We start from the raw sequence: 21,593 nt of genomic DNA, 5'->3' as shown, positions 1-21,593 counted from the left end.
ATGGCGAATTTCAATACGCATCTGTTGGGGGCGGCGGCGGTCAGCGGTTTGGCCGCCACCGTCTTGGTGATGTCGGGCGCAGCACCCCATCAGGCGGTCATCGGCTACTTTGTCTTGGGGACCATCGGCGGTTTGTTGCCGGATATTGATTTGCCGACCTCCGTACCGGTGCGGATCGCCTTCATGGCGCTGGCGGTGGTTGCGGGCTTTCTCGTGGTGTTCACCTTTGGTCGCCGCTATTCGCTGGTGGAGCTGGTCATCCTCTGGATGGCCGCTTTTTTTCTGATCCGCTATGGTGTGTTCAGCTTGCTCGACCGATTTACCGCGCATCGTGGTCTGATCCATACCGTACCAATGGGCATCGGCTTAGGCTTGCTAACGACTGCGACCGCTTTTCATCTTTTCGCCGCTTCAGTCGTGCATTCGTGGCTCTGCGGCACCTTCGTCACCTTGGGGTTTATCGTGCATTTGCTGCTGGACGAATTTTACAGTGTTGACCTTTTTGGCAGGAAACTCCTGAAAAGCTCGTTTGGCACCGCCTTCAGCTTCGGCAGCTTTAACCAACCCCTGGGTACGGTCGCTTTGTATTTGCTTGTGGCCGGGCTGTTTTTGCTCTGTCCGCCTAGTAAACCCTTCACCGATTTCATGCTGAATCGCGACACCTATCGTGGTATGACTCAGCGCTTACTGCCAGGCGAGACGTGGTTTCCTGGTTTCTTGCGGCGAGTCACTCCCTATAGCCTGCTCGACCGCTAGACGCACCGTCCGCTACAGCCACCCATAGCGCGCCAGAAACAAACCGGCCACCACCGCCATCGGCAGGCCAATGCGGTTGGACTGGCCCGTTAACAGTTTCAGCGCAACGTGACAGAGCACACCAAAGGCGATGCCATCGGCGATGGAAAACGTGAAAGCCATCACCGTTACGCAACAAACGGCCGGTGCCGTTTCGGTCAAATCGTCCCAATCTAATGCTGCCAAGCTGCGCAGCATTAAAATGGCGACATACAACAATGCTGGCGCGGTGGCGTAAGCCGGCACCATCGCCGCGAGTGGAGCTAATACTAGACACGCCAGAAACAGCGCGGCGATCACCACCGCCGTCAAGCCGGTACGACCGCCCGCACTGATGCCCGCAGTGCTTTCCAGATAGCTGGTGGTGCTGGAGGTGCCAAGGAGCGCGCCGATGCTGATCGCCGTACTGTCTGCCAGTAATGCCCGTTCCAATCGAGGCAAGCGACCCTGGCTGTCGAGAAAGCCGCCACGCTGGGCAATGGCGATCAGCGTGCCGGAGGTTTCGAATAAGCTCATCAGAAAAAAGCTCAGCACCACGCCCAGAACTGCCGGGTTCAGTGCGCCGCTGATATCGGCTTTGAGCAGGGTAGGGGCCAGCGAGGGGGGCAGTGCAACGACACCGTTAAAAGCGCTCAATCCTAGCATGACCGAGATCGCGGTGACCGTCAGGATACCGATCAGGATCGCCCCCGGTATTCCGCGCTGATCGAGTACCACCATCAGCAGAAAACCACCCATCGCCAGCAACGCTGATGGCGCTTTGACATTGCCAAGCATGACCAGCGTATCCGCGCTGGCCACGACAATACCGGCAGCGTGTAGGGCTAACAAGGCGAGAAACAAGCCAACCCCCGCCGTGATCGCGTGTTTAAGAGCCGATGGCATGGCATTGACGAACCATTCCCGCACTCGCAATAGGCTGACCAGCACGAACAATAATCCTGACAGAAAAACCGCACCTAGCGCCGTTTCCCACGGTAGGCCCATGCCCTTGACCAGCCCGAACGTGAACACGGCATTGATGCCCATGCCGGGCGCTTGGCCGATGGGATAATTCGCCAATAGGCCCATCAACAAAGAACCGACCGCGCTCGCCAGGCAGGTAGCGGCAAAGACGGCATTGCGATCCATGCCCGCTTGTCCGAGCACTTCCGGATTGACAAACAGAATCGCCGACATGGTAAGAAAGGTGGTACAGCCGGCCAGAATTTCAGTGCGCACGGTCGTACCATGCGCTCGCAGCGCAAAGCGTTTTTCCAACATGATGAAAGCTCGATGAGGGTGATCAGCGATGCGTTCGCAAAACAGGCGAACGTGCCTGGACGCAAAGGGCGTCGCGCCGGACCACCAGCTCATTGCCAGCGCCCGGTCACTCATCCAGTATAAGGAATTGGCGGGGCGGATGGCGCAACTTGGCACGCGATAACAGGTCAGATGACAAACGACCCCGCGACGAGACCGCCATGCTGATCAAGAAACCGACCGATATCGCACCCTCCGAAATCACCCCGCCCGAACTGTATGCCAGACGCCGCGAATTCTTGAAATCGACGGCTGCGTTGGGCGCCGTCGCCTTGCTAGGGCCGTTGATTGCCAGTCGGACTGCCCGCGCGGCTGAGGATGATCTCAAGCTGACGCCTTACAAAGACATTACCTCCTATAACAATTTCGTTGAGCTTGGCTCCGGCAAGACGGCACCGGCTCGCGCTAACGGCAATCTGCGGGCAAAACCTTGGAGCGTGGCTGTAGCCGGGCATTGTGAAAAACCCGGTGTTTATTCGCTGGAAGATTTTCTGGCTGGCCAGATGGCGGAGGAACGCATCTACCGGCTGCGCTGTGTGGAAACGTGGTCGATGGTGATACCGTGGCTAGGCATCCCGCTGAATAAAATCTTGCCGCGCTTTAAGCCAACAGCGGATGCCAAATACGTCGAATTCACCACATTGCTGGACCCGGAACGAATGCCGGGTCAGCAGAGTCGGGCCTTGAAATGGCCTTATGTGGAAGGATTACGGATCGATGAGGCGATGCATCCGCTCACCTTGCTGGCCACCGGACTCTATGGGAAGGATCTGCTCGATCAAAACGGTGCACCATTGCGGCTGGTGGTGCCGTGGAAATACGGCTTTAAAAGCATTAAATCCATCGTGAAGATCAACTTCACCGACAGTCCCCCACGCACTACCTGGAACCTGGAAGTCCCCGATGAATATGGGTTCTACGCCAACGTCAACCCGAATGTGGATCACCCACGCTGGAGCCAGAAAAAAGAACGCCGCATTGGCGATTTCTTCCGTCGGGATACCCTGATCTTCAATGGCTATGCCGAACAAGTTGCCGGCTTGTATAAGGGAATGGATTTGAAAAAGAATTTCTGAAAATGAGTGATTTTCATCGGAAGTATTGGTCCCAGCACTCGCGCTTTGAAAAAACTCAGTCGCTGCCCGGAAACCGATCCATCCGCCGCAAGGCGGAAAAACGCCACATCCAGGTCGCGGTGACCAGCAACGTGGCGACTCCACCGAGCACCACCGCCGGCACTAACCCGAACCAGGCAGCGGTTAGGCCAGACTCAAATTCTCCCAATTCGTTGGAGGCACCGATAAAAACGGCATTAACCGCGCTGACCCGACCGCGAATCGCGTCGGGGGTCTCCATCTGCACCAGGAGATGGCGGACATAGACGCTGATCATATCGCTGGCTCCCAGCACGAATAGCGCCACCAGCGATACCCAGAAGCTTTGCGAGAGGCCAAAAACGATGGTCGCCACGCCGAAGAGAGCAACACCACCGAACATCCAATAACCGACTCGCCGGGTCATCGGTTGGAAAGCCAACACGATGGAAATGAGCGCAGCCCCAGCGCCGGGTGCCGTTCGCAGTAATCCCAAGCCCTGAGGGCCGACTTGCAGGATATCACTGGCGTAAGCAGGCAAAAGCGCGGTCGCGCCGCCAAACAAAACCGCGAAGAGATCCAATGAAATCGCCCCCAGCACCACCGGCCGTGACCCAACGAACCGTAATCCTTCCAAGAGTGTGTTCCAGTTCGGGGTTTCCTTGGGTGTGGGCGCCTGTTCGACATGGGTTAACGTCATCAACAGCATTGCCAACAGAAAAAGGCCGGCAGCCGTGCCATAAACCGTGGCCGGGCCGAAGAGATAGAGAATGCCACCGACCGTTGGCCCCACGATCACTGCCACATGGAAAGTCGATGAACTGATGGCCACCGCATTACCGAAATGCTGGAGCGGTACCAGATTCATCAAAATCGCCTGGCTGGTCGGCATTCGAAAAGCGCGGGCTGAGCCAAACAAGGCCAGCGACGCGAACACCGGCCATAAGCTCTGAAAGCCGCCCAGGGTGAACACCAGCAAGATGAGCGCACAGCTTAACTCGACCCCATAACAGGCAATGATGATCATGCGCCGATTGAACTGGTCGGCCACCTGGCCGGCCACCAACACCAGAAGGAAGAAGGGTGCAAATTGCGCTAACCCGATAAATCCCAGATCAAGGGCATCAACCGTCAGCGCATAGACCTGCCAGCCGACGGCCACGTTTTGCATTTGTACCGCAATGGTGCCGAGCAAGCGCGCCGAGAGATAGAACGCAAAATTCCGATGGCGCAATGCGCTAAAGCCCTTGAGGGCGGACGCACTCACTGTGGATTGCTCAAACGGGTGGGCCGGGTGGGCGCTCGCCCGGCTGCGCGGTTTCAAACCACCTGACCCAGGCCGACGCGCAAGAGTCGCCCTCGGCAGGCGTCCAAGCTGCGAAATCTTTGTCGCCAACCGGCGAATAAGGCCCTGGTTTGATCTCGAACATCAAGGTGCCAGGCGCCAAGCTCACCACGCAATGCCAAGCGTAAGCGGGAATTTCGACCGCGCCATCACCGCGCGGTGCGCTTAAAGGGATGCGGTTGACGACCAGACCCTCCTCATCGAAAAACAACACGGCAAATTCACCCCGCATTACCAGCATCAACTCCCAACCGCTATTGCGCGCGTGCCGATGGGGCCGCGTATAAGTGCCCGGTTCCATGGCATTGAACAGGCGCTGGATCGGGTCGGCCAGCACCGGATGTACGTTTAGATTTTTGCGCAAACGCGCAGAGTGCGCAGCCTCCACGCTTAGCGTATCCAGGGTCGCTGCGTTGTAGAGTTTCACGTCAGGGCTAACCGTGGGAATTTTCATTTGCCGCAGTCCGGTTGAAAGCGAGACACAAGCTGCTCGTCAGAGAATTGAATTCCAGTTTGGTTCAGTCGCAATGATCTGGCAATCTGGTAGGTGGCTAGCCAGCCGCCCGATGGCGGAGTACGCGCCATTCCGGCACGCTTTGCCTGGCCTTTTCCAACTGAGCCAGTCCAGTGTCGGCACGCCCAACCAGAAAAGGAAGGAGCGAACCATGTCCAAGTACATTATCGGCGTCGATATCGGCACCACCAGCACCAAGGCGGTCGCCTTCGACCCCAATGGGAAGGTGCTCGCCTATCACGCGGTCGGCTATCCGCTGCTGACCCCCAGTCCGGTGGTGGCAGAGCAAGACCCGGACGAGATTTATGCGGCGGTGCTGACCGTCCTTCGGGAAGTCGTCCGTAAAACCCAAACCGCGCCGGAGGAGGTGATCGGCGTATCCTTCAGTGCCGCCATGCACAGCCTGATTGCGGTGGACGGGGCTGGCAAGCCGTTAACCCGCAGCATCACCTGGGCGGACAGTCGGGCGACCGAATGGGCCGAGCGGATCAAAAACGACGGGAACGGGCTGGCGATTTATCAGCGTACCGGCACGCCGATCCACCCGATGGCACCGTTGGCCAAGCTGGTCTGGTTACGGCGCGAGCAACCGGAGTTGTTTGCCCGCACCGCGCGCTTCATCGGCATCAAGGAATACGTCTTCTTCCGCTTGTTCAAACGCTACGTGGTGGATTACTCCATCGCCTCGGCGACCGGCCTGTTCAACCTGACCCAATTGAATTGGGACACTGAGGCGCTGGAGTTGGCTGGGGTTACGCCGGAGCGGTTATCGGAGCCGGTGGCGACCACCTTCCATTTATCCGGGCTGGAACCGGAACTGGCCCAGGAACTGGGCTTATTACCGAGCACGCCGTTCGTGGTCGGGGCCAACGACGGCGCACTGTCCAATCTTGGCGTCAATGCCATTGGGCCGGGTGAGGTCGCCGTCACCATCGGTACCAGTGGCGCGCTGCGGGCGGTGGTGGATCGGCCGCTGACCGATCCTGCCGGTCGCACCTTCTGTTATGCGCTGACCGATCAACATTGGGTGATCGGCGGGCCGGTCAACAACGGTGGTATTGTGTTTCGCTGGGTGCGCGACGAGCTGGCCGCCTCGGTGGTGGAAACCGCCAAGCGGTTAGGGATTGATCCGTATGAAGTGCTGACCCGCATCGCGGAACGGGTTGCGCCCGGTGCGGAAGGCTTGCTGTTTCATCCCTATCTGACCGGCGAACGCGCGCCGCTGTGGAACGCCAATCTGCGCGGTTCCTTTTTCGGGCTGGCGATGCACCATCACCAGGAGCACCTGGTTCGCGCAGTGTTGGAAGGGGTCATTTTCAACCTTTACAGCATCTTGCCCGCTGTGGAAGCGTTGATCGGCCCGACCCGGACGATGAAAGCCACCGGCGGCTTTGCCCGTTCCGGCTTGTGGCGGCAACTGATGGCCGATATTTTTAACCGCGAGGTGGTGGTGCCGGAGAGCTTTGAGAGTTCCTGCCTCGGTGCGGCGGTGTTGGCGCTGTACGCGCTGGGCCGAATCAATTCACTCAACGCCATCGGCGGCATGGTAGGCGCGATGCACCGCCATACACCGATGACCGGCAACGTGGCGGTTTATCAGCAATTGTTGCCGATTTATCTGGCAATCCCGACCAAACTCGAAGCGGAATATCGCGCCATCGCTGCCTTCCAGCGCGACCTGGCCGCCGTTGGCTGCAAAACCGGTGGGATGGCACCGCCGCCCCTGCAAGAGGAGAAGAAATAATGGCTGTTCATCCCACGATTACTGCGGTCACGGAGCGCATTCGCCAACGCAGCGCGGCTACTCGCGCCGCCTATTTAACGCGAATCGAACAAGCGCGGGCCAACGGCCCGGTACGCAAAAGCCTCTCCTGCACCAATCTGGCACACTCCTTCGCTGCTTCACCAGCGGACGACAAAGCGGTCTTGCGCGCGGCGCGTTGGCCTAATATCGCCATCGTGTCTTCCTACAACGACATGCTATCGGCCCATCAACCCTTGGAGCGGTTCCCGGCGTTGATCAAGCAGGCGGCGCGGGAAGCAGGGGCGGTGGCGCAATTCGCGGGCGGCGTACCGGCGATGTGCGACGGCGTGACTCAGGGCCAGCCAGGGATGGAGTTGTCGCTGTTCTCGCGCGATGTGATTGCGATGGCCACCGCTGTTGCGCTGTCGCACAACACGTTTGACGCCGTGCTTTGCCTCGGCGTCTGCGACAAGATCGTGCCGGGATTGCTGATCGGCGCGCTGCATTTTGGCCATTTACCGGCGATTTTCGTTCCCGGCGGGCCGATGCCGTCCGGTCTTCCCAACGCCGAAAAAGCCAAAATTCGCCAGTTGTACGCCGAAGGCAAGGTCGGTCGTGACGCGCTGTTGGAATCGGAATCACAGTCTTACCACGCGCCGGGCACCTGCACCTTTTACGGCACCGCCAACTCCAATCAGATGCTGATGGAAATCATGGGTCTGCATCTGCCCGGATCGGCTTTTGTCCCTCCCAACACGCCGCTACGCGATACACTGACCCAGGCGGCGGCGCGCCGGGCCGCGAAAATCACCGCGCTCGGCCAGGACTATATTCCGGTCGGACGGGTAGTGGACGAACGGTCCATCGTCAACGGTATCATCGGTCTGCTGGCGACCGGCGGTTCGACCAATCACACGATGCATCTGGTAGCGATGGCCCATGCTGCCGGTATCGTCATCAACTGGGACGATTTCAGCGATTTGTCTGCCGTGATTCCGCTGCTGGCCAAGGTTTATCCCAACGGCAAGGCGGACGTGAACCAGTTCCACGCTGCTGGGGGGATGGGCTTTTTGATCGGCCAACTGCTGGATGCCGGACTGGTGCATGGCGACACCCTCACCGTCGCCGGTGAAGGGCTGGCCCACTATCGGCAAGAACCGTTTTTGGCTGAGGGCACGCTCGTCTGGCGTCCGGCGCCGCCGCAGAGCGGTGATGAAGACATCGTGCGTCCTGCCGCCCGGCCGTTCAGCCCCGATGGTGGCCTGAAGCTGCTCAGCGGCAATCTGGGCCGGGCGGTCATCAAAACCTCGGCGGTCAAGCCGGAACATCGGGTGGTGGAAGCACCCGCCATCGTGTTCAACGATCAGGATGAACTCATGGCGGCCTTCGAGCGGGGCGAATTGCGGCGCGATTTCGTCGCCGTGGTGCGCTATCAGGGGCCGCGCGCTAATGGGATGCCGGAGTTGCACAAGCTGACTCCGCCGCTGGGCGTGTTGCAGGATGAAGGCTTTAAGGTGGCGTTGGTCACGGATGGCCGGATGTCCGGCGCCTCCGGCAAGGTGCCAGCGGCGATTCACGTTACGCCGGAATGTTTGGCGGGTGGCGCGTTGGCTAAGGTGCGCACGGGTGACGTGATCCGGCTCGATGGCGAATATGGGGTGCTCGAAGCGCGGGTGTCAGATGCAGAATGGGCCATGCGTCAAGTCGAAACAGTGGATTTGAGCGGCTACCAGCACGGCTTGGGGCGGGAGTTGTTCGCGGTGTTGCGGGCGAGTGCTGCGGAAGCGGAGCAGGGTGGGATCACGTTTATGAGTGTTCCTGCGACCTCAACATAAGGGTTACTGAAAATCCTGTACGGGTTCTATTCGGCAGTCCCACGGCTGAATAGAATCGCCATTGAGCGTCGTTCACAAACCGCCATTACAGCGTCGATTTGCTCACTTATAAAACAACGTTCGAGTGACGGATATCTTGCCCTTCTACGATGTAGATCACGTATTCAGCGAGATTGCGCGCCCGCTCGGCCACGCGCTGCAACGCTTTCAACGCCAGCGCAATATCGATCACTGTGCCAATCGGCAGCTCGCCATCCAGCGCGTAGGTACTGAGTGAGCGCATGATATCCTCGAATACGCCATCCGATTCATCAGTCTGAGCCAGCGCCCAGGCTTGCTCGGCATCTAACCGGGCGAAACTATCGAGCGCTTGCTGGACACGCTGGTCGGCGATCAGCGCTAATCGCTCCATTTCCAAGGAGATCGCCTCTTGCGGGCGGACGCCGCGTGCATAAATGGATAGTGTTCTCTCGGCAATCGCTTTGGCCTCATCACCGATTCGTTCCAGATCGTTCACGGCTTTATTGAGCGCCATCACCATCCGCAGATCGGTGCTCATCGGTTGCCGGCGACTGAGCAAACGGACACAATTGCGATCAATCTCCATGTCCCAACGGTTAACCGCTTGATCTCCGGCGATGACCTCCTGAGCCGCTTCGATATCACCAGTCCGAAAAACCGTGACGGCTCGGCTGACTTGCAACTCCACTGCCCGGCCCATTTCCAGGACTAAATCCACCAATTGGTGGATTTCCGCATCAAAGCGCTTGACGGTATGTCTGCTACTGGCGAAAGCCATGGATATCGCTCCTATGATTCGGGTTGGCCCGTGGCAGGGCTTGGCGCTGGCGCTGGAACCTCACTGATGAGCCGCATGTTGCTTTCAATCCAATCCTCAACCTGTCGGATCAAGTCCTGTGGCGACCGGTCAACGCTTTCCAGCAATGGACCAAAGACGACCTGGACAGTGCCAGGATACTTGATGAAGCCGCGCCTGGGCCAGAACTCACCGGCGTTGAGTGCGACTGGAAGAATTGGGCAGCCGCTTTGCGTGGCGAGCACCGCCCCACCCAAGCCGTAGCGGTTGCGGGTTCCCGGCGCGGTGCGGGTTCCTTCAGGAAAAATTAACACCCATTGGCCTTGCCGCAAGTAGTTCACACCCTGTCGGATCACTTGTCTGACCGCCAAACTACCCGACTGGCGATTGATCGCGATGGGACGCAAGGCGCCCAACGCCCAGCCAAACAGCGGTAACCAGAGTAATTCGCGCTTGACCACCCAGGACATCGGTGGCAGATACTGGTTCAGAAAAAGAGTCTCCCACGTCGATTGGTGTTTAGCCATCACCACCACCGGTCGGTCGGGAATATGCTCGTTGCCGCTTACCCGATAATCGATCCCACAGGTGATGCGCAGCCACCAGATGTTGAAGGCGGCCCAGATCTGCGAGATACCATAACGTTGGCGAAACGGGAGAAAGAAACCCAGCACCACCAAGGGGGCAAATAGGGTTATGGACGACAGCATCCCCAACGAAAACAGTAGTGAGCGGATGAAGCGGCTTGCTTTGCCAAGAAAACCGACGGATGTGGGCATGATCGGTGAGCCAGAGGTCATGAGTCGCGGGCAATTAGAAAATCGGCCACGGCAGATAAATCGTCGAAGACCGGCACATTAGCGCAGACCTCCCGTTCCCGCGTGAGCGTTTTGCTGCCCTTGCCGGTTCGTACCAGTAACGGCCATGCATTTGCAGCCCTGGCGGCCCGGATATCGCGCACGCTGTCGCCCACCACCGGCACCCCTTGTAAATCGCATTTCAGCCGCTTACCGATTTCCACCAGCATACCGGGGTTGGGTTTGCGGTAGGGGTGGGTCTCGTCCACATCCGGGCAAAAGAACACCGCCTCAATCGTGCCGCCTGCTTCTTGCACCATTTTGTACATTTTGCGATGAATTCGGTTCAGGCATTCCAGATCGAATAGCCCTCGACCAACCCCGGACTGGTTGGTGGCAACCACCACCCGATAACCGCCCTGGTTAAGGCGGGCTATCGCATCCAGACTGCCTGCAAGGGGTAGCCACTCATCCGGTGATTTGATGAATGCATCAGAATCTTCGTTGATGACACCATCCCGGTCCAGAATGATTAATTTTATCGGAGTCATTCAGTAGTTCATTCGGCAATTTTAATTGGCCCGCCGCTGGTGAGGTGTGACGACGGTACCCATGTTTCACGTGAAACCTTTGCGTTGGTTTTTAATCCTGCAAGCGTGAGAAGTCCGCCACCCTTAGAAAGAGTTCGCTGAGCCGGTTCAGCAAGGCGATTCGGTTATCGCGTAACGCCGTATCTTCAGTCATGACCAACACCTGATCAAAAAAGGCATCGACCGGTTCGCGCAGGGTAGCCAAGCGGTTCAGGGCATCGCCATAGCGGCCATGCTCCATCAGCGGTATCACCGCAGTGGAAAGCTCGCCCAATCGTTCAGCCAACGCCCGTTCGGCCGGCTCAGGTAGCAAATCCGACCGGACCTGGGATGGTGGAGCGGTCTCTATTTTTTTGAGAATGTTGCGAATCCGCTTGTTGGCGGCGGCGAGGCTGGTGGCCTCTGGCCGCTCTCGAAAAGCGCTGACGGCCCGCACTCGCCGGTCAAAGTCCAAGGGCCTGGCCGGCTGGCATTCCAATACCGCCTCAAAGCTGTCGGCGCGCACGCCCTGGTCGAGATAATAGGCCCGCAACCGCTCCATGATAAATTCAAAAACGCTTTCGACGATCTGATCGGCATGAAGGGCGAGCTGAAAGGTGGCCGCGCTGCGCTGTAATACCTCGCGCAGATCCAAATCGATTTGGCCCTCAATCAAAATTCGCAAGACACCCAACGCGGCGCGCCGCAACCCAAATGGGTCCTTCGCCCCGGAAGGCGGCTGGCCAATGGCAAAAATACCGACGAGATTATCCAGCCGGTCGGCCAGTGCCAATGCGCGTCCTGTAGGTGTCGCTGGCAAGCGATCACCGGCAAAGCGTGGCAGATATTGTTCTTCTTGCGCTTGCGCGACCTCGGCGGCTTCCTGGTCATTCAGCGCGTAGTAGCGGCCCATGATCCCTTGCAGTTCGGGAAATTCCTGCACCATTTGGGTCAACAGATCGCATTTGGCTAACTCTGCGGCCCGCTCGGCCCATCGGGGATCACCGCCCGTTTGTTCAGCGATGAAGCGAGCCTGGGTGGCAACCCGCGCGCTCTTGTCGGCTAAGGTGCCTAGACGCTGCTGAAAGACAACTTGTTTGAGCGCTTCCCGCTGGTTGGCCAGAGGTTGCTTGCGATCCTGATTCCAGAAAAATTCAGCGTCGCTAAAGCGTGGCCGAATGACCCGTTCGTTACCGGCGCGTACCTGGGCGGGATCGCGGCTTTCCAGGTTGGTCATGGTGATGAAGTGCGGCAGCAGTTTGCCGTTTGTATCCACCACCGGAAAATAGCGCTGGTTGTCCTGCATGGTGCTGATCAGCGCTTCGGAGGGTACATCGAGAAAACACTGCTCGAAGTTGCCAGCCAACGCCACCGGCCATTCTACCAGTGAAGTCACCTCATCCAGCAGCGCTGGCTTGATCACCGCTGTGCCCTGCAACTGCGCAGCAACCGTTTCAGCCTGGGCGCGCACCTGCTCGCGCCGCTCGGCGAAATTGGCGATTACCTTGCCTTCGGCCGCAAGTTGCCGAGCATAGTTGGCCGGTGCGCTCAACCGGATGGGTTGTGGGTGATGAAAGCGGTGACCGCGTGTTTCCCGGCCTGTTTCCATCCCCATGATGGTGGCGGGGATCACCTCATCGCCGAACAGCAGCACGACCCAATGCACCGGACGGACGAATTCCTCATCGCGGTCGCCCCAGCGCATTCGCTTGGGAATTGGCAACCCAGCCAGCGCGGCTTCGACGATGCCGGGAATCAGGTTGGCGGTTGGTGCGCCCGCTTCAGTGCTGACGTGGATCAGCCAGGCGCCCTTGTCGGTCTCCACGCGCTGTAGATCGGCGATGCCGACGCCGCAGGAGCGGGCGAAACCTTCGGCGGCTTTGGTCGGCCGGCCGTCGGGACCAAAAGCAGCACTCAAAGCCGGTCCACGCCGTTCTAACTGGCGGTCGGCTTGCTGGATCGGTAAGCGCTCGATCAGCACCGCCAAACGGCGCGGTGTCGCAAAACGCTGGATACCGTCGTGTGCCAGCCCGGCTTTTGCCAAACCTTCGCTAATGCCGGTCTCAAAGGCTAGCGCCAGATCGGCCAGGGCTTTAGGCGGCAATTCTTCTGTGCCGATTTCGATTAGTAAGTCGCGGGCCTCAGACATGAGCCGCCTCCTTGCTCGCCGCCGTTTGCTGAGTACACATGGGGAAGCCGAGCGCCGCGCGGGCATCGTAATAGGCTTGCGCCACCGCACGCGCCAGCGAGCGCACCCGCAGGATATAGCGTTGGCGTTCAGTCACGGAGATCGCTTTACGGGCATCCAGCAGATTAAAAGTATGAGAGGCTTTCAATGTCATTTCGTAAGCGGGTAGGGGTAGACCCAGATCGATCAAACGCTTGCTTTCGGCTTCACAGGTATCGAACCAGCCGAACAATGCGGCGGTATCCGCGTGCTCGAAATTGTAAGTTGACATTTCGACTTCGTTTTGATGGAACACGTCACCGTAAGTCACCCGACCGAGCGGACCATCGGTCCAACACAAATCAAACACGCTTTCCACACTTTGCAGGTACATGGCAATCCGTTCTAAGCCGTAAGTGATCTCGCCAGTAACTGGCTTGCAATCCAGCCCGCCCACTTGCTGAAAATAAGTGAACTGGGTAATTTCCATACCGTTGAGCCAGACCTCCCAGCCCAGACCCCAGGCCCCCAAGGTTGGTGACTCCCAGTTATCTTCGACGAAGCGAATATCGTGAATCAGCGGATCAAGACCGAGTTCCCGTAAGGAATTGAGATACAGATCTTGCAAATCCAACGGTGAGGGTTTGATGACGACCTGATATTGGTAGTAATGCTGGAGGCGGTTTGGATTCTCGCCGTAGCGGCCATCGGTGGGACGGCGGGATGGTTGCACATAGGCGGCGCTCCAAGGCTCTGGGCCGATGGCGCGCAAAAAGGTGGCGGGGTGAAAAGTCCCCGCGCCGACTTCCATATCATAAGGTTGCAGTAGCACACAACCTTGATTGGCCCAGTAGTCTTGCAAGGCCAGAATCAGCCCCTGAAAGGTTGAAACATCGCGCACAGGCGCCTCCAAAATCCGCAGAAACGGTCAACGAGCAATTCGATAGGTTCTGGTATAAAAATCGAGCTTGCAAGTATAGTCCGGCATCTGGGTTGGATTCATCTTGCGCTCAAGGTTTTATGTGAAACCAACGGCCGATGTTCCATGTGAAACATTTGCCGCCGCCACTTTTTTGGCAGCTTGTGGCCAAGGTTTTACGTGAAACCAACGGCCGGTGTTCCACGTGAAACATTTGCTGCGTACACTTCTAGTAAGGGGCAAATGCCAAAATAACAACCTCGCCCTTGATTCTCGACCATGACCGCTACTGGAGAGCGAGCAAATGCGTTGTCCTGACTGCAATCATAACCAGAGGTATCGTGATGGCACTCGCTGTGGGAAGTGCAGTTACCAGTTCGTCTTTCGGAAGAAAAGCGATGGTCTCAGCGACCACGCGCTGCGGCAGATCATCCGACGGTTATCAGACAACGGCCAGTATGCCTTCACCCTGACCCAGCTCACCCTGGAGCTTTGTCGCTACTGGCAGCGGAGCGCGACGCAAATACTGGTCAGCGGCCTGATTTTCGTTGCCATCATCAGCGGTTTTGTCGGTTTCTTCTTTGGTAGTTGGAGTATCGCGCTCCTGCTTGGCATTATTTTGGTGATATTCAGTGTCTGGAAAACCCAGCAGCAGAGAATCAGCTTACCGCTTTCCAAAGCGCGCAAGTTGCTCGACCGTTACCAGCAAAGTCACCCCATTACCGCTTTGGCCGACGGCCGAGCGTTCGCGCAACAAACCGTGACCGCCACCCCGCAAGATTTGCAGTATGCACCCGAACGAATTCTGGTGGTGGAGCGCGATGACCTGGTGGATATGCTGGTGCGCAACCGCTTCCACGCTACCCACAAAACGGTCATCGTCAGCCGCTCCGGTTATCCCCAGGCCGCGTTTGCCGCTTGTCGGCATTTCTTAAAGCACCATCCGGCTATTCCCGTGCAGCTGCTGCATGATGCCTCGTTGCAGGGTTTTAATCTCAAGGCGCAATTGGCCGCAGATACAAACTGGCCGCTGGCCCGGCAATCACTCGTCGATCTGGGGCTTTCCCAGGAAGCCATCAAGAACACAGCCCGCTTGCCGTGGCTACCGGCAGGCCGACGCGCGAACGGCAGGCTGAGCACCGATTACGCCAGCATGTTGCGTACCGGGCATCGAATGCCCATCGACTTCATCGGGCCAAAGCCTTTGTTGAATTTGCTGGGCGCGGCGGTACTCGCCGGCCTGCTGGCTTTGCCGACTCCTGGCAGTGGCAGTGATAGCGGCGACGGTGGTGGTAGTGGTGGTGATGACTTTGGCTAAGCGTAAACCAGGATCGGACGCCTGATGTCGTGCCTATTCGGCTATTGTGGAGCGCCGACGGATAAGTTGCTGGCCCGTATGGCAGGATTACTGGCCCATCGCTGCCCCCAGGGCTGGGAGTCGATTCGCGGCCACCTGGTAACTGGCGAAACCGTAGAAATCGGTCACGGGATTGCCAACTGGAACCAGGAATCGCAACTGGCTCGACAGACGACCCATGATCTTCTGGGTTATGGCGGCGTTCTGTTCCCGGCAGAACCCTCGACCGGGCCGACGATCAACAGCCAACAACTGCTGGTTGATCTGCGACAAACGCCTGATATCGAAGCGCAGCTTGCCAGCCTGACCGGTGCTTTCGTGCTGTCCTTTGCTCAGGACGATAGCATCTACTTGCTGCGTGATCCGGCTGGAGTCAAGGTGCTGTATTGGACGGTCTGCCAGGGCCGCCTGCTCTTCGCCAGCGAGATCAAAGCCCTGTTTGCCGATCCTGCCTTACCGCGTCAGCTACGCGCCAGTGCGCTGCCGGAGTATCTGACCTTTAGCTTCGTGCCCGGTGCCGGCACCATGTTCACCGGTATCGAAGAATTACAACCCGGCTCGCTTCTGCGATTTTGCCGAGGCCAGGTACAGGTACGCCGGCATTTCCGGTTTGAGGAATTGGAAGGGGAGACTGTCCGTGCGGCAGATGACTACCCCGCATTGGTGCGGGCCGCGTTGGAGCAATCCGTTGCCGAATGCCTGGCGGTTAGTGGGCAGCAACCACCCGCTGTCTTTCTGTCCGGTGGCATTGATTCCAGTGCGGTGCTCGCGGTAGCCGCCCAACAGGAACCGCAACGCGCTTTCCCGACCTTCTCAGTGCATTTCGGTGCTGAGTACGCCCGTGAAAACGAATTCGTCCAACTCATGGTGGATCGCTACCGGACTGCACACCGCTGGCTGGAAATCCGTCCCACGAATTTTCTGGAGCAGTTACGGGAAATTATCTGGCGGCTGGATGATCCCATCGGCGATCCGGTAACCGTCCCTAATTACCTGCTGGCGCAAGCGGCGGCAGAAGTCGCTGATGTGGTGTTGAACGGGGAGGGCGGCGACCCCTGTTTCGGCGGTCCGAAAAATCTGCCGATGCTTCTGGCGCAACTGTATGGCCCTTTGCCCGGTGAAGCACCGACCGGCTGGCTGGAACGGAATTACTTGCGCGCTTTTCAACGCTGCTATCAGGATCTTGGCATTTTGCTAGACCCTGCTTTACTGCGGGAAGCCGGTGGCGATGAAGCAATGGTCAGCCTACTGGAGCCGTTTTTCCAAACCTCGCAGCCGCGCGAGTTTGTGAACAAGTTAATGGCTATGAATATCCGGCTGAAGGGCGCCAATCTGATTCTGGTCAAAGTGGAAAAGATGACGGCCGCCAATGGGGTACTGGCCTTACCGCCATTATTTTCCCGGCGCATCATCGAAACCAGTATGCGCTGTCCGCCCAACACCAAGCTGGAAGGTGCCATCGAAAAAAGCGTACTCAAGAAAGCGGTGCAGGATCTCGTACCGGAACCGATCATCGCCCGGCCCAAGTCGGGGATGATGGTGCCGGTGCGATTCTGGTTTCAGGGCGATCTTCGCCGCTATGGCGAGCATCTGCTCTCCCGTAAAAATCTCCAGCGTTGTGGCTTTTTCAATCCTGATTACGTCAAGCGTCTGGTTAATTATGAAATCGAAGGCGTTCCGGGCTTACGCCACGGCCTGAAATTATGGATGCTGGTGACTTTCTTGCTTTGGTACGAACAGATGGTCGAAGCGCCGTTGCCGGTCGGACCAGTGCCCAAACTGATCCAACACTAGGCGGCGGGAATCACCGTGCGATTGATCATCGGATGATCGTCATCGCGTGGCCCAAAATCACTGTCAGGATGCCAGGCGATCACGTCGAGCGATTCATCTTCCGTAAAGAAGGAATGCAGGCAGCCTGTCGGGATATACCAGCCCATGCCAGGCTGCAATGGAAACACACCGTCCGGGGTGCGGCATTCACCGGTGCCACGCAAAATCACCCCGATGCGCACCGAAGGGTGGGTATGGGGGGTTTGGTCGGTATGGGGCGGGATATGCAGGTGATTCAAGCAAGGATCGCCCAAACGGGGAGGGCAGATCAGCAGGGTATCGCTACAGCCGTCGATATAGCGCAGGCGCCCCGCCATCTCCAGCGGGCCGCCGATGTGCCGCAGTCCACGATAGCCGGTCAGCAGGATGGCCAAACCCTGGCCGCCGCTCACTGCGCCGCCGTCGGGCAACATAAAAAACATACCGGCGTTCAAGGTAAAGGGGCCGGTTTCCGCATCGGCCAACTGGGCCTGACCGGTCGTGACCATCCCGTAAGCCGTCATCCCAGACGGTAAGCGCAACGGCTCATCCGCCCAACCCCAGACCTGGATCGTTCCCAACTCCAGCAACACACCAGGGCCAAGGGCGAGCGGAACGAAAGCCAAACCTGCATCGTGGTCAGTCATGACATCAAGACAAGCGCGCCAGCCGCTGGTGCAGCGGGCTGGACCGTGGGAAATGGGCACGCAAGAAATCCATCTGATCGACCAACACCCGCTTGCCTTGCAGATAGACATATTCGGCGTGATTCGGCGTGAACGGAATCGCCAGCAGTTGCATCCCTGCTTGCTCAGGCGTCTTACCGCCTTTGTGGTGATTGCAAGGTTTGCACGCCGTGACCACATTGTTCCAGCGATCAAGACCCCCTTGTACAAGAGGCCGGACATGATCGCGCGATAAATCACGCACAGCAAAGGTCAGGCCGCAGTAAAGGCAAGTATTGCAATCACGGCGAAACAGCGAGGCATTGGACAGAGGCGGCACGTAATCCTCACGGGCGCGCAATCGGGCATACGCACCACCCTGGGTGGCGATGATCGAATTGACCGCGATAACGCTCTGGCAACCGCTACGGGCACTGATCCCCCCATGAACGGTATACAGCACGATACCGCAGGTATAGGCCACCTGATCGGCGTAATACAAACGCACCGCTTGCTGGTAATCAACCCATTCCAGGGGCATCCCCGTGACATCCGTGTGCAAAACCTGCTGCTCCAACCCGTACATAACCCACCTACACTTGTTCCTTAATTTTGGTTTAGGTATTTTTGCCTGCTACTGTGAAGCCATGTTGACAACGAAAAAATCGACAGTCGAAAACAGGTTAGTTACCCTGCCCAACGGGCTTATTTCACCCATAACCTTTCAGCGACCTCAAGTCTAAGCTACTATTTTAACAGTGTCGCGCGCTCCCCGCCGCTGACGCGCGAGCCAATCATAAACACAATGTCTTCAAGAGGCTTCATGAAGCCTTTTTTCGTTCTTAATTTCCGGCTAAGGCGGGTAGTCCGGTAGCGATAACAACATCAGGAGGACAACATCATGCCTGTTCGTATGGCCGTCCCGAAAGAGATCGTTTCGGGGGAACGCCGGGTCGCTTTGGACCCGACCATGGCCGAGCGCTTCGCCAAGCTCGGCGCGGAGCTGTTAGTGGAAAAGGGCGCGGGTAGCAGCGCTTTTTTTGCTGATGAAGCTTATAAAAATTGTCGGCTGATGGACGACGCCAAAGCCTTGTACGCCGAGGCCGATGTGGTCTTCAAAGTCCAAGCCCCCACGCTGGAAGAAGTGGAGCTGATGAAAGATGGCTCGACGTTGCTGGCGGTGTTGTTGCCCCATCGCAATCTCGACCTAGTTAAGCGGCTGCGCGATAAGAAAATCATCAGCTTTGCGATGGAACTGATTCCCCGCATCTCTCGTGCTCAGTCGATGGACGTGCTGTCCTCACAAGCGGCGGTGTCCGGCTACAAAGTCGCCCTGTTGGCCGCCAACCTATCCAGCGGATTCTTCCCAATGCTGACCACAGCAGCGGGCACGATTCGTCCCTCTAAAGCCGTGATCATCGGCGCGGGCGTGGCGGGCTTGCAGGCCATTGCCACCTGCCGCCGCTTGGGTGCGATGGTCGAAGCCTACGACGTGCGTCCCGCCGCTCGGCAAGAAATCGAATCGCTCGGCGGTAAGATGATCGACACCGGCGTTAACGCTGCCAGCGAAGGCGGTTATGCCCGTGAATTGACAGCGGAAGAAAAGCAGAAACAGGCTGACGTCTTGGCCAAGCACATTGCCGCCGCCAATGCCGTCATTTCCACGGCCGCCGTCCCCGGTCGCGCCGCTCCGAAGATCATCACTACCGCGATGGTCGAAGGCATGAAGAAAGGCGCAGTCATTGTCGATCTGGCCGCTGAATCCGGTGGCAACTGCGAATTGACCAAACCGGGCGAAACCATCGAGCATAACGGCGTTATCATCGCCGGGCCGCTCAACATTCCCAGCAGCTTCCCGGTTCCGGCCAGCGAAATGTATGCCAAGAACCTGTTCAACTTCCTGTCGCCGATGATCAAAGACGGCAACATGAATCTGGACTGGGACGACGAGGTGATCGCCAAGAGTGCCTTGACCCGCGATGGCAAGATCATCCATGAAGCCACCAGCAAGCTGGTCTAACCACAACATCGGAGAAGCGTTATGGAAATCATGAAACAAGTCGTCGAGTTCTTCTCCCCCATATACATCCTGATGCTGGCGGGTTTTCTCGGCTATGAAATCATCAGCAAAGTGCCAGTCATCTTGCACACGCCGTTGATGTCGGGCACTAACTTCGTTCACGGCATCGTGCTGGTCGGCGCGATGGTCGCCTTGGGCCAGGCGGAAACCGGATTGGAGAAATTCATCGGCTTCCTCGCCGTGCTGTTGGGCGCCGGTAATGCGGTCGGTGGTTACTTCGTCACCGAGCGGATGCTGGAAATGTTCAAGAGCAGCAAGGGTCAGGAGAAGTAAGTCATGGGCTATTTGATCGAGTCAGTCTATTTCCTGACGGCCGCGCTGTTCATCATCGGCCTCAAGCGGATGTCGCATCCGACCACCGCCCGCAGCGGCATCGTCTGGGCGGGTTACGGCATGGTGCTGGCGACGGTGATCAGCTTTATTCATCCGCAGATTCAAGCGGGCACCGGCAATTACCTGCTGATGGTCGTCGCCATCGCCATCGGCGGCGCGATCGCCTGGTACGGCGCCAAGAAAGTGGCGATGACCGCCATGCCGCAGATGATCGCCATTTACAACGGCATGGGCGGCGGCGCGGCGGCGGCCATCGCGGCGGTTGAACTGCTGAAGGATCACGGCGACAAGGCCACCGCGCCTCCCACCTTCATTCTGGTGATGGCCGTGGCCGGCGCTTTGATCGGCGCGGTGTCGTTCTCCGGCTCGGTGGTCGCGTTCGGCAAGTTGCAGGAACTCAAATTCTTCAAGGACGACGCCAAGTTCCGCTTTACCGGCCAACAGAAAGTCAACGCGGCGATCTTTTTGGCGGCGGCGGTATTGGGTCTGGTCATCGCCATTTCCCATAGCTCCAGCGGCGCGCTGATCACCATTTTCTTCCTGCTGGCGTTGGCCTTCGGCGCGATGATGGCCTTGCCCATCGGCGGTGCGGATATGCCGGTGGTAATCTCGCTGTTCAACGCCTTCACCGGTTTGGCAGTGGCGCTGGAAGGCTATGTGCTCGGCAACTCGGCTATGATCATCGCCGGCATCATCGTCGGTTCGTCGGGTACGCTGCTGACCCTGATGATGGCCAAGGCGATGAATCGCTCGGTCTCCAACGTGTTGTTCAGCAACTGGGCGGCCTTGGGCAGCGGCGAGGCGCAAGCGGTCACCGGCAGCCTCAAGGCAATGGAGCCGTCGGATGCGGCGGTGCAGATGGCGTATGCGTCCAAGGTCATCATCGTCCCCGGTTACGGCATGGCGGTGGCCCAGGCGCAGCACAAGATCTGGGAAATGTGCAAGCTGTTGATCGAGCGTGGCGCGACTGTCAAGTTCGCCATCCACCCGGTCGCGGGTCGGATGCCCGGCCACATGAACGTGCTGCTGGCCGAGGCGGGTGTGCCTTACGACTTGATCTTCGACATGGAGGAGATCAACGAGGAGTTCCCGACCGCCGACGTGGCGCTGGTCATCGGTGCCAACGACGTGGTGAACCCGGCGGCGCGCAACGACAAGTCCAGCCCGATCTATGGAATGCCGATTCTGAACGTCGATCACGCCAAGAACGTGCAAGTCATCAAGCGCGGTAAGGGCGTTGGCTTCGCCGGTATCGAAAACGCGCTGTTCTTCGCTGACAACACCCGGATGGTGTACGGCGATGCACAAAAAGTAGCGGCGGGCCTGATCCAGGGTATCAAGGATCTCGGCTAACAGCCTCGGCTGCTTAAAGTAGAAACCAGGCGGCCTTCGGGTCGCCTGGTTTTTTTGCGGGCTAAAAAAAAACCGGCCTTGCCGCCGGGCCTGAA

General features: G+C 58.3%; 19 protein-coding genes. 9 read left to right on the top strand and 10 right to left on the bottom strand.

Going from position 1 to position 21,593, the window contains the following annotated elements:
- Entirely contained in the window at positions 1–756 is a 756-nt protein-coding gene (locus BN873_RS11680; RefSeq protein WP_048673848.1) for a metal-dependent hydrolase, read from the top strand.
- Between the two features lie 12 nt (positions 757–768).
- Here the strand turns inward: BN873_RS11680 and BN873_RS11675 are convergent, their stop codons facing one another.
- Positions 769–2,058: an NCS2 family permease gene (locus BN873_RS11675; protein ID WP_048673846.1), complete on the bottom strand. Its 1,290-nt coding sequence runs from the start codon at positions 2,056–2,058 to the stop codon at positions 769–771.
- A gap of 200 nt (positions 2,059–2,258) precedes the next feature.
- On the opposite strand from BN873_RS11675, the gene msrP reads away from it, so the two are divergent.
- Positions 2,259–3,173 carry a protein-methionine-sulfoxide reductase catalytic subunit MsrP gene (gene msrP, locus BN873_RS11670; RefSeq protein WP_048673844.1) on the top strand — a complete coding sequence of 305 codons (915 nt, stop codon included), beginning with the start codon at positions 2,259–2,261 and terminating at the stop codon, positions 3,171–3,173.
- 55 nt (positions 3,174–3,228) lie between these two features.
- Here msrP and BN873_RS11665 read toward each other — a convergent pair whose 3' ends face one another.
- Both BN873_RS11665 and BN873_RS11660 read right to left on the bottom strand, forming a co-directional pair.
- Positions 3,229–4,458, bottom strand: coding sequence for an MFS transporter (locus BN873_RS11665; protein WP_048673842.1), 1,230 nt, complete (start codon positions 4,456–4,458; stop codon positions 3,229–3,231).
- 10 nt (positions 4,459–4,468) lie between these two features.
- Positions 4,469–4,990: a WbuC family cupin fold metalloprotein gene (locus tag BN873_RS11660; RefSeq protein WP_048673840.1), complete on the bottom strand. Its 522-nt coding sequence runs from the start codon at positions 4,988–4,990 to the stop codon at positions 4,469–4,471.
- Positions 4,991–5,201: 211 nt separating this feature from the next.
- Here BN873_RS11660 and gntK point away from each other — a divergent pair, with 211 nt between their 5' ends.
- Positions 5,202–6,794 (top strand): gluconokinase, encoded by a 1,593-nt coding sequence (gene gntK, locus BN873_RS11655; protein ID WP_048673837.1) that lies wholly within the window; start codon positions 5,202–5,204, stop codon positions 6,792–6,794.
- Complete coding sequence (gene edd, locus BN873_RS11650) at positions 6,794–8,629, top strand: phosphogluconate dehydratase (protein ID WP_048673835.1); 1,836 nt, start codon at positions 6,794–6,796, stop codon at positions 8,627–8,629. The genes gntK and edd overlap by 1 nt, the downstream gene beginning before the upstream one ends.
- A gap of 106 nt (positions 8,630–8,735) precedes the next feature.
- On the opposite strand, the gene phoU is transcribed toward edd, so the two are convergent.
- From phoU to glyQ, 5 genes are all read right to left on the bottom strand, one after another.
- Positions 8,736–9,428, bottom strand: coding sequence for a phosphate signaling complex protein PhoU (phoU, locus tag BN873_RS11645; protein WP_048673833.1), 693 nt, complete (start codon positions 9,426–9,428; stop codon positions 8,736–8,738).
- 11 nt (positions 9,429–9,439) lie between these two features.
- Positions 9,440–10,225 (bottom strand): lysophospholipid acyltransferase family protein, encoded by a 786-nt coding sequence (locus BN873_RS11640; RefSeq protein ID WP_048673831.1) that lies wholly within the window; start codon positions 10,223–10,225, stop codon positions 9,440–9,442.
- Positions 10,226–10,242: 17 nt separating this feature from the next.
- Positions 10,243–10,785 carry a D-glycero-beta-D-manno-heptose 1,7-bisphosphate 7-phosphatase gene (gmhB, locus tag BN873_RS11635; RefSeq protein ID WP_048673875.1) on the bottom strand — a complete coding sequence of 181 codons (543 nt, stop codon included), beginning with the start codon at positions 10,783–10,785 and terminating at the stop codon, positions 10,243–10,245.
- A gap of 100 nt (positions 10,786–10,885) precedes the next feature.
- Positions 10,886–12,961: a glycine--tRNA ligase subunit beta gene (glyS, locus tag BN873_RS11630; RefSeq protein ID WP_048673830.1), complete on the bottom strand. Its 2,076-nt coding sequence runs from the start codon at positions 12,959–12,961 to the stop codon at positions 10,886–10,888.
- A complete protein-coding gene (gene glyQ, locus BN873_RS11625; protein ID WP_102047036.1) occupies positions 12,954–13,880 on the bottom strand; it encodes a glycine--tRNA ligase subunit alpha in 927 nt (308 codons plus the stop codon). Before glyQ ends, glyS begins: the two co-directional genes overlap by 8 nt.
- Before the next feature lie 322 nt (positions 13,881–14,202).
- Here glyQ and BN873_RS11620 point away from each other — a divergent pair, with 322 nt between their 5' ends.
- Both BN873_RS11620 and BN873_RS11615 read left to right on the top strand, forming a co-directional pair.
- A complete protein-coding gene (locus BN873_RS11620; RefSeq protein WP_048673826.1) occupies positions 14,203–15,216 on the top strand; it encodes a toprim domain-containing protein in 1,014 nt (337 codons plus the stop codon).
- A gap of 24 nt (positions 15,217–15,240) precedes the next feature.
- On the top strand, positions 15,241–17,049 hold the full coding sequence (locus BN873_RS11615) for an asparagine synthetase B family protein (protein WP_048673824.1): 1,809 nt from the start codon (positions 15,241–15,243) through the stop codon (positions 17,047–17,049).
- On the opposite strand, the gene BN873_RS11610 is transcribed toward BN873_RS11615, so the two are convergent.
- Both BN873_RS11610 and BN873_RS11605 read right to left on the bottom strand, forming a co-directional pair.
- A complete protein-coding gene (locus BN873_RS11610) occupies positions 17,046–17,774 on the bottom strand; it encodes a cupin domain-containing protein (protein WP_171820461.1) in 729 nt (242 codons plus the stop codon). The genes BN873_RS11615 and BN873_RS11610 overlap by 4 nt on opposite strands.
- Positions 17,719–18,318, bottom strand: coding sequence for an HNH endonuclease (locus BN873_RS11605; protein ID WP_048673820.1), 600 nt, complete (start codon positions 18,316–18,318; stop codon positions 17,719–17,721). Before BN873_RS11605 ends, BN873_RS11610 begins: the two co-directional genes overlap by 56 nt.
- Before the next feature lie 315 nt (positions 18,319–18,633).
- Here BN873_RS11605 and BN873_RS11600 point away from each other — a divergent pair, with 315 nt between their 5' ends.
- From BN873_RS11600 to BN873_RS11590, 3 genes are read left to right on the top strand one after another with little or no spacing between them, the layout of a single operon-like run.
- On the top strand, positions 18,634–19,752 hold the full coding sequence (locus BN873_RS11600; RefSeq protein WP_048673818.1) for an NAD(P) transhydrogenase subunit alpha: 1,119 nt from the start codon (positions 18,634–18,636) through the stop codon (positions 19,750–19,752).
- Positions 19,753–19,782: 30 nt separating this feature from the next.
- Positions 19,783–20,085 (top strand): NAD(P) transhydrogenase subunit alpha part 2, encoded by a 303-nt coding sequence (locus BN873_RS11595; protein WP_048673873.1) that lies wholly within the window; start codon positions 19,783–19,785, stop codon positions 20,083–20,085.
- A gap of 3 nt (positions 20,086–20,088) precedes the next feature.
- Positions 20,089–21,498, top strand: a complete 1,410-nt coding sequence (locus BN873_RS11590; RefSeq protein WP_048673816.1) for an NAD(P)(+) transhydrogenase (Re/Si-specific) subunit beta — start codon at positions 20,089–20,091, stop codon at positions 21,496–21,498.
- Positions 21,499–21,593 lie beyond the last annotated feature (95 nt).

The sequence above is a fragment of the Candidatus Competibacter denitrificans Run_A_D11 genome, assembly GCF_001051235.1.
Lineage (GTDB): Bacteria > Pseudomonadota > Gammaproteobacteria > Competibacterales > Competibacteraceae > Competibacter_A > Competibacter_A denitrificans.
This window is presented reverse-complemented; position numbering and strand designations above follow the sequence as displayed.

Bases quoted from the DNA above. Each gene is read 5' to 3' on its own strand.
- BN873_RS11620 (WP_048673826.1), top strand. From the start codon at position 14,203: ATGCGTTGTCCTGACTGCAATCATAACCAGAGGTATCGTGATGGCACT.
- BN873_RS11640 (WP_048673831.1), bottom strand. From the start codon at position 10,225: ATGCCCACATCCGTCGGTTTTCTTGGCAAAGCAAGCCGCTTCATCCGC.
- edd (WP_048673835.1), top strand. From the start codon at position 6,794: ATGGCTGTTCATCCCACGATTACTGCGGTCACGGAGCGCATTCGCCAA.
- BN873_RS11590 (WP_048673816.1), top strand. From the start codon at position 20,089: ATGGGCTATTTGATCGAGTCAGTCTATTTCCTGACGGCCGCGCTGTTC.
- BN873_RS11600 (WP_048673818.1), top strand. From the start codon at position 18,634: ATGCCTGTTCGTATGGCCGTCCCGAAAGAGATCGTTTCGGGGGAACGC.
- BN873_RS11675 (WP_048673846.1), bottom strand. From the start codon at position 2,058: ATGTTGGAAAAACGCTTTGCGCTGCGAGCGCATGGTACGACCGTGCGC.
- BN873_RS11680 (WP_048673848.1), top strand. From the start codon at position 1: ATGGCGAATTTCAATACGCATCTGTTGGGGGCGGCGGCGGTCAGCGGT.
- glyS (WP_048673830.1), bottom strand. From the start codon at position 12,961: ATGTCTGAGGCCCGCGACTTACTAATCGAAATCGGCACAGAAGAATTG.
- gntK (WP_048673837.1), top strand. From the start codon at position 5,202: ATGTCCAAGTACATTATCGGCGTCGATATCGGCACCACCAGCACCAAG.
- BN873_RS11660 (WP_048673840.1), bottom strand. From the start codon at position 4,990: ATGAAAATTCCCACGGTTAGCCCTGACGTGAAACTCTACAACGCAGCG.
- BN873_RS11615 (WP_048673824.1), top strand. From the start codon at position 15,241: ATGTCGTGCCTATTCGGCTATTGTGGAGCGCCGACGGATAAGTTGCTG.
- BN873_RS11595 (WP_048673873.1), top strand. From the start codon at position 19,783: ATGAAACAAGTCGTCGAGTTCTTCTCCCCCATATACATCCTGATGCTG.
- phoU (WP_048673833.1), bottom strand. From the start codon at position 9,428: ATGGCTTTCGCCAGTAGCAGACATACCGTCAAGCGCTTTGATGCGGAA.
- BN873_RS11605 (WP_048673820.1), bottom strand. From the start codon at position 18,318: ATGTACGGGTTGGAGCAGCAGGTTTTGCACACGGATGTCACGGGGATG.
- msrP (WP_048673844.1), top strand. From the start codon at position 2,259: ATGCTGATCAAGAAACCGACCGATATCGCACCCTCCGAAATCACCCCG.